This window comes from Kitasatospora sp. NPDC058406 (assembly GCF_042722765.1).
Taxonomy (GTDB): Bacteria; Actinomycetota; Actinomycetes; order Streptomycetales; family Streptomycetaceae; genus Kitasatospora.
On record NZ_JBHXKE010000312.1, the window covers coordinates 1 to 8,804 of the forward strand.

The window sequence follows — 8,804 nt, forward strand, 5'->3', positions numbered from 1 at the left end:
CTACGAACGCAAGGCCGACCACTTCGCAGCCTTCGCCAGCATCGCCGCAGCCCTCATCTGCACCCGACGGCTATCCAAATGAGATGTCTTCTTAGGGTGTACAGGTTGGGATGCTCCGCGTCCCACTTGCGGGGGGTGTTGACCGGGATCGCCACCGCCTTCTGGGGTGCCGCCCCGGTCAGGGTGATGCTGGCGGGGGTGAGGGGGACGGGCTGGCCGGCCGGGTCCGTGAGCGTCAGCGCGACGTTTCCGGTCTTTCCCGCCGCCAGCGCGGCGGCGGCGGTTACCGTCAGGGTTGCGTTGGTGTAGGAGGTGTCGAACGTCGTGTCGGTGTGCAGTCGGGTGAGGTGGGAGGCCGGCAGTGCCACGAGGGTCACGTCGCGCAGGATCCCGCCGATGTTGTGCTTGGCGTAGCCGGACTGGCCCGCGATACTGCTCGGCCGGTCGGTGACGCCGACGGTCACGGTGGCCTGTTGGCCCGGTGTGACGAGCGCGGTGATGTCGGCGTACCAGGTGGTGAAGCCGCCGTCGTGGGTGGTTACCAGGGTTCCGTTGACCCACAGGCGGGCGTAGCTGTAGACGCCGTCGAAGCGCAGCATGATCGTGCGCCCGGCGTAGTCGGCCGGCACGCCCACCTTTACGGAGTACGCGCACTCCTGATTGGAAGGCACGGTCTGGCCCTGCATGGCGGGTTCGCCTGGGACGTTGACTGCCGTCCAGGAGGAGGTGTTGGTGGCGGTCGTCCAGAAGGAGGGGGGCGGGGTGGTGGTGTAGCGCCAGCCGGAGGTGAGGGGGATGCGCGGGGTGGCCACACCGGAGACGGTGTCGGGCAGCGGGGGGATGACGGGCAGTGCGGTGGTCGTGGCGGCGGCCGCTGGTGCGGCGGTGAAGAAGTCGCCGGTGCCGGCGACGGCGGCGAGCAGGCCGGCGGCGACCATGCTCTTGAGGATGCCGCGGCGGGAGATGCCCGTCGGGGCCGTGTCGGCGGCGCGGGCGGGGGTGTGGGGGTCAGGAGACGACACTGTCTTTCCCTTCGTAGCAACTAGGCTGCTAGGTAGATTTAGGGGGCATCCGGTACGGATGGCAATACCTGGAACGCGGGTATTCGCATTTCGTCGGAACCTCTCAGAGACGAGACCCCCCAGCGCGACGGTCCCGGCGGGCCGGTGGGGAGCTGCCCGCCACCCGCCCGATACGAATGCGCCCCGGCGCGGGATCGGCTTGCCGGTCCCCTGGACGGCGACGAAGAACGCTCCGTGTCGAAGCCGCTGGTGGGTTGGGTACGGAATCGTCGAGGCGTGCCACCGGTTTGTCCGGTCTCGAAGGCGTGTGACTCACCGATCGGATCGACAGCGATGGCGGTATGTGCGGGTTTGTTTCAGCAGCCCTCCCGTCGACAGCGAGCGCGTCATGCATCCCGCCGTGGTCGCTGTTTCTCCGCTCACGGGCGGCCGGGGTCGACACCTGTCGGTGTCGGGTGAAACTGGTTCAACCGTCGCCGACACTGCCCGGGCTGCGAGGAGGTATCGGCGACGAAGCGGTATCCGTTCTCCGGTCCGACGAAGGCGGCGCCGGCCTGGCGCGTCGGTTGGACCGGTTCCTGCTGCCGCTTTGCTGCGGGCGTGTGTCGGCGGCGCAGGCGTTTCGCGGTGGCGGGCGTCGTGGCGTCGCACGATGCCTCCGACCGTGCGGCCAGGGTGCGGCCCGCTGTCGTTGGGTGTCTACGGGAAACCGTTCGCGGCTGCGCTCCCGGGCGCGGATCGGTCGGTGTGTGGGCGCGGCGATCAGCTGCCGAGCGTGCCACGGTCGGCGTGGGTGGGGGGCGGGTTGGCGCGGGCGGCTCCTCGGGTCGACTTCATCGGGGTTTGGTGGGTCAGGTGAAGCGGGCGGAGACGCCGCCGTCGACGGCCCAGTCGGCGGCGGTGACGAAGGCGGCGGCGTCGGAGAGGAGGAAGGTGACGACGGTGGCGACGTCGTGGGGTGAGCCGAGGCGTCCGAGGATGTGTTTGTCGGTGGCGGCCTGGCGGACTTGTGGTGGTTCCCGGTCGAAGTACTCGGTGAGGAGGTCGGTTTCGATGTAGCCGGGGCTGACGGCGTTCACTCTGACGCCGTGGGGTCCGGTTTCGAGGGCGAGGGAGCGGGTGAGGCCGACGAGTCCGGATTTGGCGGCGGCGTAGGGAAACATGCCGGGGCAGGTGAGGGTGGCGTGCATGGAGGCGATGTTGACGATGGAGCCGTGGCCGGCGGTCAACATGTCGGGCAGGACTGCGCGGGCCATCAGCCAGGCGCTCTTGAGGTCGACGCCGAACACTTCGTCCCACTGGTCGGTGGTCATGGTGAGGGGGTCGGCGTAGGCGTTGCGTCCGGCGTTGTTGACCAGTCCGGTGGCCGGGCCGAGTTCCTCGCGCAGTGCGGCGACGGCGTCGGCGATCTGGTCCTCGTGGGTGATGTCGCAGACCGCCCAGGCGGCCGCGGGGCCGATGCGGTGGGCGGTGTGGCGCAGACGGTCGGCGTCGATGTCGAGCAGTCCGACGCGGGCGCCGGCGTGGGCCGCGGCCTCGGCGATGGCCGCGCCGATGCCGCGTGCGGCGCCGGTGACGAGGACGGCACGGCCGGTGAGGTCGATCATGGTCGGCTCCGGTGTCAGAGGGGCCGCAGGATGTCGTCGAACTCTGCGAGGAACCGGTCGACGCCGGCCCTCTCGTGCGGGTCGAGACTGCGGGCGGGGTGGCGGCAGTGCGGGTGGTCGATGAGCCCGCGGCGGGCCGAGATGTGCTTTTCCACCATGATGATCAGTTCGACCTCCTGCATCCAGTAGGCCAGGTAGGGGACGAGTCTCGCGTGCAGGGCGAGCGCGTCGGCCTGGTCGCCGTCGTGCCACAGCCGCCAGATGCGCTGGTAGACCTCGGTGAACGAGCAGCCGGGCTGGACCCCGGCGACGCCGCGCCGCAGGGCGTCGGCCAGCTGCAGTCCGGCGTAGCCGACGAAGGAGCGCAGGGCGGGTGTTCCGGCGGCGAGGTCTTCGGCCAGTCGGCCGGGCAGCGCCGTCTCGATCTTCACGGCGGCCAGGTTGGGGTGCTCGGCCGCGAGGTCGCGCAGGGCCCGCGCGGTGAAGGCCGATCCGGTCTGGGCGGGCGCGTACTGGAGGATGACGGGGGTGGGGGCGACGGCGGTCAGGACGGCGGTGACGTGGCGGTGCACTTCGGCGGGGGGCGGGCCGAGGAAGTGGGGTGGGAGCAGGTTGATCGCGTCGGCGCCGGCGGCGACGGCGGCGGTGGCGCGGTCGACGGCGACGCGGGTGGCGTGGTCGGGGATCGAGATGACGGCGGCGACGTCGGGCCGGGGGGTGGTGATGTCGAGCAGGCGGTGGGTGAGCAGGGCGCGTTCGTCGTCGGTGAGTTTGTGGAACTCGCTGGCGAATCCGGGGAACATGACGGCGGTGACGCCGGTGGCGAGGACGTGGCGCACTGTGCGGTCGAAGCCGTCGGGGTCGAGGCCGCCGTCCGCGGTGAACGGTACTTCGAGGACCGGCATGACGCCGCGGAGCAGATCGGCTGTCATCAGAAGGGCGCCTTCGCGGGGCAGTCGCCGGATCCGCCGACGAGGAAGTCGAGGTCCGCGCCCTGGTCGGCCTGCAGGACGTGGTCGACGTAGAGGCGGGTCCAGCCGCGCTCGCCCGCCCGGGCCGGCGGGGTCCACTCGGTGCGGCGGGCGGCGAGTTCGTCGTCGTCGACGTCGAGGTGCAGGGTGCGGGCCGGCACGTCGAGTTCTACGGTGTCGCCGGTGCGGACCAGGGCGAGCGGTCCGCCGACCGCGGCCTCCGGTGCCACGTGAAGGACGACGGTGCCGTACGCGGTGCCGCTCATCCGGGCGTCGGAGATGCGGACCATGTCGTCGACTCCTTGGGCGAGCAGTTTCGCGGGCAGTGGGAGGTTGCCGAGTTCGGGCATGCCCGGGTAGCCGCGGGGGCCGAGGTTGCGCACGACGAGGACGGTGTCGGCGTCGACCGGCAGGTCGGGGTCGTCGGCGGCGCGCAGGTAGTCGTCGATGGTGTCGAAGACCAGGGCGGGGCCGCGGTGGCGCAGGAGGCGGGGTGAGGCGGCGGACTGTTTGACGACCGCGCCGCGGGGGGCGAGGTTGCCGCGCAGGACGGCGGTGCCGCTGTCGGCGGGTTGCACGGGGTCGTCGAGGGTGTGGATGACGTCGCGGTTCCAGACCTGGTGGCCCTGGAGGTTGTCGCCGAGGGTGCGGCCGGTGACGGTGAGCGCCGTGTGGTCGAGGAGGTCGCCGAGTTCGGTCATCAGGGCGGGCAGGCCGCCGGCGTAGGCGAAGTCCTCCATCAGGAAGCGGCCGCTGGGCATCAGGTCGGCGAGCAACGGGACGGTGCGGCCGACCGCGTCGAAGTCGTCGAGGCCGAGCGGCAGGCCGGCGCGGCCGGCGATCGCGAGCAGGTGCAGCACGGCGTTGGTCGAGCCGCCGATGGCGGTGTTGACGGCGACGGCGTTGGTGAACGCCTCACGGGTGAGGATGTGGGAGGGGCGCAGGCCCTCGCGGGCGAGTTCGACGGCGCGGGCGCCGGACTGCTCGGCGAGCTGGGCGCGGCGAGCGTCGACCGCGGGCAGGGCGGCCGCACCGGGCAGGGAGAGGCCGAGGGCCTCGGTGACACAGCCCATGGTGGAGGCGGTGCCCATGGTCATGCAGTGCCCGGCGGAGCGGGCCAGGCAGCCCTCGAACTCCTCGAAGTCGGCCTCCGTGACGCGTCCGGCGCGCCGGTCCTCGCTCATGCGCCAGATGTCGGTGCCGGATCCCACCGTGTTGCCGCGGAAGCGGCCGGTGAGCATCGGGCCGCCGGACAGGGCGATGGCGGGCAGGTCGACGCTGACCGCTCCCATGAGCTGGGCGGGCAAGGTCTTGTCGCAGCCGCCGAGCAGGACGACGGCGTCCAGGGGGTTGGCGCGGATGGTCTCCTCGACGTCCATGCTCATCAGGTTGCGGAACAGCATGGAGGTGGGCCGCATGAGCGGCTCGCCGATGGACATGGTCGGGAATTCGAGGGCGAGGCCGCCGGCGGCGGTGATGCCACGGCGCACGGACTCGGCCAGCACCCGCAGGTGGGCGTTGCAGGGGGTCAGCTCCGACCAGCTGTTGCAGATCCCCACCACCGGCTTGTCGCACAGTTGGTCGCGGGTGAGGCCGAGTTGGCGCATGTGGTGGCGGGCGATGAATCCGGCCTTGCCCGGGTCCTCCCACCAGGTCGCACTCCGTAGGAGGCTCATGCCGCACCACCCGTGGTGGCCGTGCGGGCGGGTAGTGCGGCGGGCTGCCGGAGCATGGTCGCCACCCCTCCTTCTCGATGTCGGGTCCACTCACATCCCTGCGGGCGCGAGGCCCGGGGCGGGTCGGCGGGGTTGGGTCGGGATGGTTTCGGGCCCGCCGTTGGTGAATCAGGGCTCGATAGTGTTGCTTAGCAGCTATGCTGTCAAGCATTGATGCTGGATCCGACCGGCAGCCGAGGAAAGGGAGGGGCGCATGAACATGGACCTCGAAGGGGGCCGCGCGCCGAGGGCATCGCGCGGCGGGGACTCGGGCGGCCGTTTCGCGGCCGCGCCCGGAAACGGTCGTGGCAGTACGGCGCCGGTGAACGCTGATCGTCTCCCCTCGCCACTCCTGCCGTCCGACGCGCCTCCCGCCGCCCCCGGGGCCGGCCTCGCGGGGCACACCGCCGGAGCGGGGTGGGCGGCATGACGATCGAGCGTCTGACTCTGAGCGACACCGTGGCACGGGAGATCATCGAGGAGATCAAGCAGCGCCGACTCCGCGCGGGCGACGAGATTCCCGCCGAGGGCGAACTCTCCGAACGGCACGGTGTCAATCGCCTCGCGGTGCGCGAGGCGATCCGCACCCTGACCGCCCGGGGTGTCCTCGTCTCCAGCCAGGGCAAGCGGGCGCGGGTGGCGACCCCGTCGCCCGCCGTCCTGACCCAGATCCTCGAATTCCGGCTCAACCAGAAGTCGATGGCCCTGCGGGACCTGCTCGACACCCGCCGGGTGATCGAGTGCGAACTCGCCCGGCGCGCCGCGGCCCGCATCGCCGCCGGGCACGGCTCCACCGCGGAGGCCGAACGCACGCTGGACACCATGCTCGACGCGGGAGCAAGCCCCGAGGCGTTCATCGCGGCCGACCTCGCCTTCCACAACGCGGTCTCCGACCTGGCCGCGTCCGAGGTCTTCTCGTTCATCCTAGCCGCCATGAACGGCGCCCTGCTCGACGCGCGCCGCACCAGCTACCGCGGCCGCGAACAGCGGGGCGAGGGTCAAGGCACCACGATCGAGGCGCACCGGCGCGTCCTGGACGCCATCACCGCGGGCGACCCCGAACGCGCGGCCCAGGCCATGGCCGACCACATCGAGGAGACCGGTCGCGACCTCGGATTCTGACCCGGCGCCTCTCGGCTCGGCGTGACGGCCGGCCATGTCCCGGGCCTCGCGCCGACGCCCCGGGCCGCATGGCCTGGGGCGTCGGTCCGGCGGTCACGGGTGCCCCGGTGCGCGGATCCAGCGTCGACGCCGGTCTCGGCGCACCCCTCGCCACGATCCCGGGCTCGTGCGCCCCCCGAAGGATGGCGCGGGCAGCGGTGTTCGAGAGGCGTCGGCAGGGCATCATCGAAGCTCTTGGCAACTAGGCTGCTAGGCGACTATAAAGGCAGGGCTCATCGGAGCACGCGGCCATGACGCGCGGGACCGGCTCCCACGGACGCCGACGCCTGTGGCCGTTCCACCAACGGGGAGACCCCTGTGATCCTGACCGAGTTGCCCTGCCGCACCCTCGCGATCGTGCGGGGGCGTGACCGTGACGCCGCGCTGCGAACCGTGCTGACCCTCGCCGAGGAGGGCATCACCGCCGCCGAGGTGTCCCTGACCACCACCGACGCCCTGTGGGTGATCGACCAGGCCCGCCGCGAACTCGGGCCCGAGGCGCTCCTGGGCGCGGGGACCGTGCTGAGTGCCGAGGACGCCGCCCGTGCCGCCGACGCCGGAGCCTCCTTCCTCGTCACCCCCGGCCTCGTGCCCGACCTGCCCGAACTGCCCGTTCTGATGGGCGCGTTGACACCCAGCGAGGTCATGGCGGCCACCCGACAAGGCGCCCTCGCCGTCAAGCTCTTCCCCGCCCTGTTCGGCGGCCCCGCCTACTTGAACGCGCTGCGCGCCCCGTTCCCGGACGTGCCGTTCGTGCCCGTCGGCGGCATCGACGCCACCGCCGCCCTCGCCTACCTCGCCACCGGAGCCGTCGCCGTCGGAGCGGGCGCCCCTGGTCGGCGACGCCGCCGACGGCGGCGACCAGACCGCGTTGCGCACCCGCGCCGCACAGTGGCGCACCGCCCTCACCCGGGCGGTGACCGCATGACCACGCCCGCCCCTGCCCCCGCCCGCGCTGTTCCCGCCGTCGCTGTTCCCGAGGTGGTGACCGTCGGGGAGGCGATGGCCGCGCTGCGGGCCACCGGCCCGATCAAACTCGCCCCGCCCATGGAACTGTCCGTCGCCGGGGCCGAGGCCAACGTCGCGATCGGCCTCGCCCGTCTCGGCCACCACGCCGCCTGGGTCGGCCGGGTCGGCGCCGACCCCTTCGGCGCCCTGATCCTGCGCACCCTGCGCGCCGAAGGCGTCGACGCCACCCACACCCGCGCCGACACCCGGGGCCGGCCCACCGGCCTGCTGGTGCGCGAGGACGGCATCGGCGACCTCGCCACCGTCCACTACCACCGCAGGCATTCCGCCGGATCCGCCCTGAGCCCCGACGACGTCCTGCCCGCCCTGAACCCCGGCACCCGCATCCTCCACCTCACCGGCATCACCCCCGCACTCGGCCCGGGTGCCGCCCGAACCGTCCTGGCCGCGGCCGTCCGGGCCAACGAACTGGGCATCACCGTCAGCCTCGACGTCAACCACCGCGCCCGCCTGTGGACCCACGACCAGGCCCGGCAGGTCCTGCGGCCTCTGGCGCGCAGCGCCGACATCCTCATCGCCTCCGCCGACGAACTCCACCTCGTCGCCCCCGACCCCGCCCTCGACGAGGCGAACACCGTCGCCGCCCTCCTCGCCCAGGGCACCCGGGACGTCGTCATCACCCGCGGCGGCGACGGCGCCACCCTCACCACCCGTGACGGCACCCACCACGCCCCCGCACGACCAGTGCCCGTCGTGGACGTCATCGGCGCCGGCGACGCCTTCACCGCCGGCTACCTCTCCGGGACACTCGACGGCCTCACCCCCGAGCAGCGCCTGCACCGCGCCACCGCCACCGCCGCGTTCGCCGTCGCCACCCGCGGCGACTGGGAAGGCCTGCCCACCCGCACCGACCTCACCCTCCTCGACACCCCCGCCGGCACCACCCTGCGCTGACCCCCAGGACCCCCCCATGCACCACACCGACCCCCGCACGCACCCCACCGGCCCCCGCATCACCGTCCACGCCCGCGGCACCCATCAACTCGCCGAAGGCGCCCGCTGGGTCGACGACCGCCTGATCTTCACCGACATCCTCACCGGCCGCCTCCTCGAAGCCCCCGGCCCCGCCCCCGCCCCCGCCCGCGAACTCCTGCGCCTGCCCGTCCCCCTCGGCGCCGTCGCCCCCCTCGCCGGCCGCCCCGGACACTGGATCGCCGCCGCCGGCACCGGCATCGCCCTCCTCGCACCCGACGGCACCACCGACTGGCTCGCCCGCCCCGAAGACCACGCACGCGTCCCCACCCGCATGAACGACGGCGCCTGCGACCCCCACGGCCGGTTCTGGGCCGGCAGCATGCC

6 protein-coding genes and 2 pseudogenes are annotated in these 8,804 nt (G+C 72.7%); 4 read left to right on the forward strand and 4 right to left on the reverse strand.

Features of this window, described 5'->3' with window-relative positions; all coding sequences use genetic code 11:
* Positions 1–53 precede the first annotated feature (53 nt).
* The 4 genes from ACFWOG_RS36785 to ACFWOG_RS36800 all read right to left on the reverse strand — a co-directional run bounded on the left by ACFWOG_RS36785 (position 54) and on the right by ACFWOG_RS36800 (position 5,276).
* Positions 54–1,022, reverse strand: a complete 969-nt coding sequence (locus ACFWOG_RS36785; protein ID WP_380363762.1) for a sugar-binding domain-containing protein — start codon at positions 1,020–1,022, stop codon at positions 54–56.
* 851 nt (positions 1,023–1,873) lie between these two features.
* Positions 1,874–2,629, reverse strand: coding sequence for an SDR family NAD(P)-dependent oxidoreductase (locus tag ACFWOG_RS36790; protein WP_380363764.1), 756 nt, complete (start codon positions 2,627–2,629; stop codon positions 1,874–1,876).
* A 14-nt stretch (positions 2,630–2,643) separates the two neighbouring features.
* Positions 2,644–3,561 (reverse strand): dihydrodipicolinate synthase family protein, encoded by a 918-nt coding sequence (locus ACFWOG_RS36795; protein WP_380363766.1) that lies wholly within the window; start codon positions 3,559–3,561, stop codon positions 2,644–2,646.
* Positions 3,561–5,276 carry an IlvD/Edd family dehydratase gene (locus ACFWOG_RS36800; protein WP_380363768.1) on the reverse strand — a complete coding sequence of 572 codons (1,716 nt, stop codon included), beginning with the start codon at positions 5,274–5,276 and terminating at the stop codon, positions 3,561–3,563. The genes ACFWOG_RS36795 and ACFWOG_RS36800 overlap by 1 nt, the downstream gene beginning before the upstream one ends.
* Before the next feature lie 465 nt (positions 5,277–5,741).
* Between ACFWOG_RS36800 and ACFWOG_RS36805 the strand changes: the two genes are divergently transcribed.
* From ACFWOG_RS36805 to ACFWOG_RS36820, 4 genes and pseudogenes are all read left to right on the forward strand, one after another.
* Positions 5,742–6,437 carry a FadR/GntR family transcriptional regulator gene (locus ACFWOG_RS36805; RefSeq protein ID WP_380363770.1) on the forward strand — a complete coding sequence of 232 codons (696 nt, stop codon included), beginning with the start codon at positions 5,742–5,744 and terminating at the stop codon, positions 6,435–6,437.
* A gap of 357 nt (positions 6,438–6,794) precedes the next feature.
* Positions 6,795–7,404, forward strand: a pseudogene (locus tag ACFWOG_RS36810) (bifunctional 4-hydroxy-2-oxoglutarate aldolase/2-dehydro-3-deoxy-phosphogluconate aldolase).
* A gap of 110 nt (positions 7,405–7,514) precedes the next feature.
* Positions 7,515–8,399 (forward strand): annotated as a pseudogene (locus tag ACFWOG_RS36815) (sugar kinase); the annotation flags it as partial.
* A 16-nt stretch (positions 8,400–8,415) separates the two neighbouring features.
* The coding region (locus tag ACFWOG_RS36820) for an SMP-30/gluconolactonase/LRE family protein (protein ID WP_380363772.1) at positions 8,416–8,804 on the forward strand (389 nt) is incomplete at its 3' end.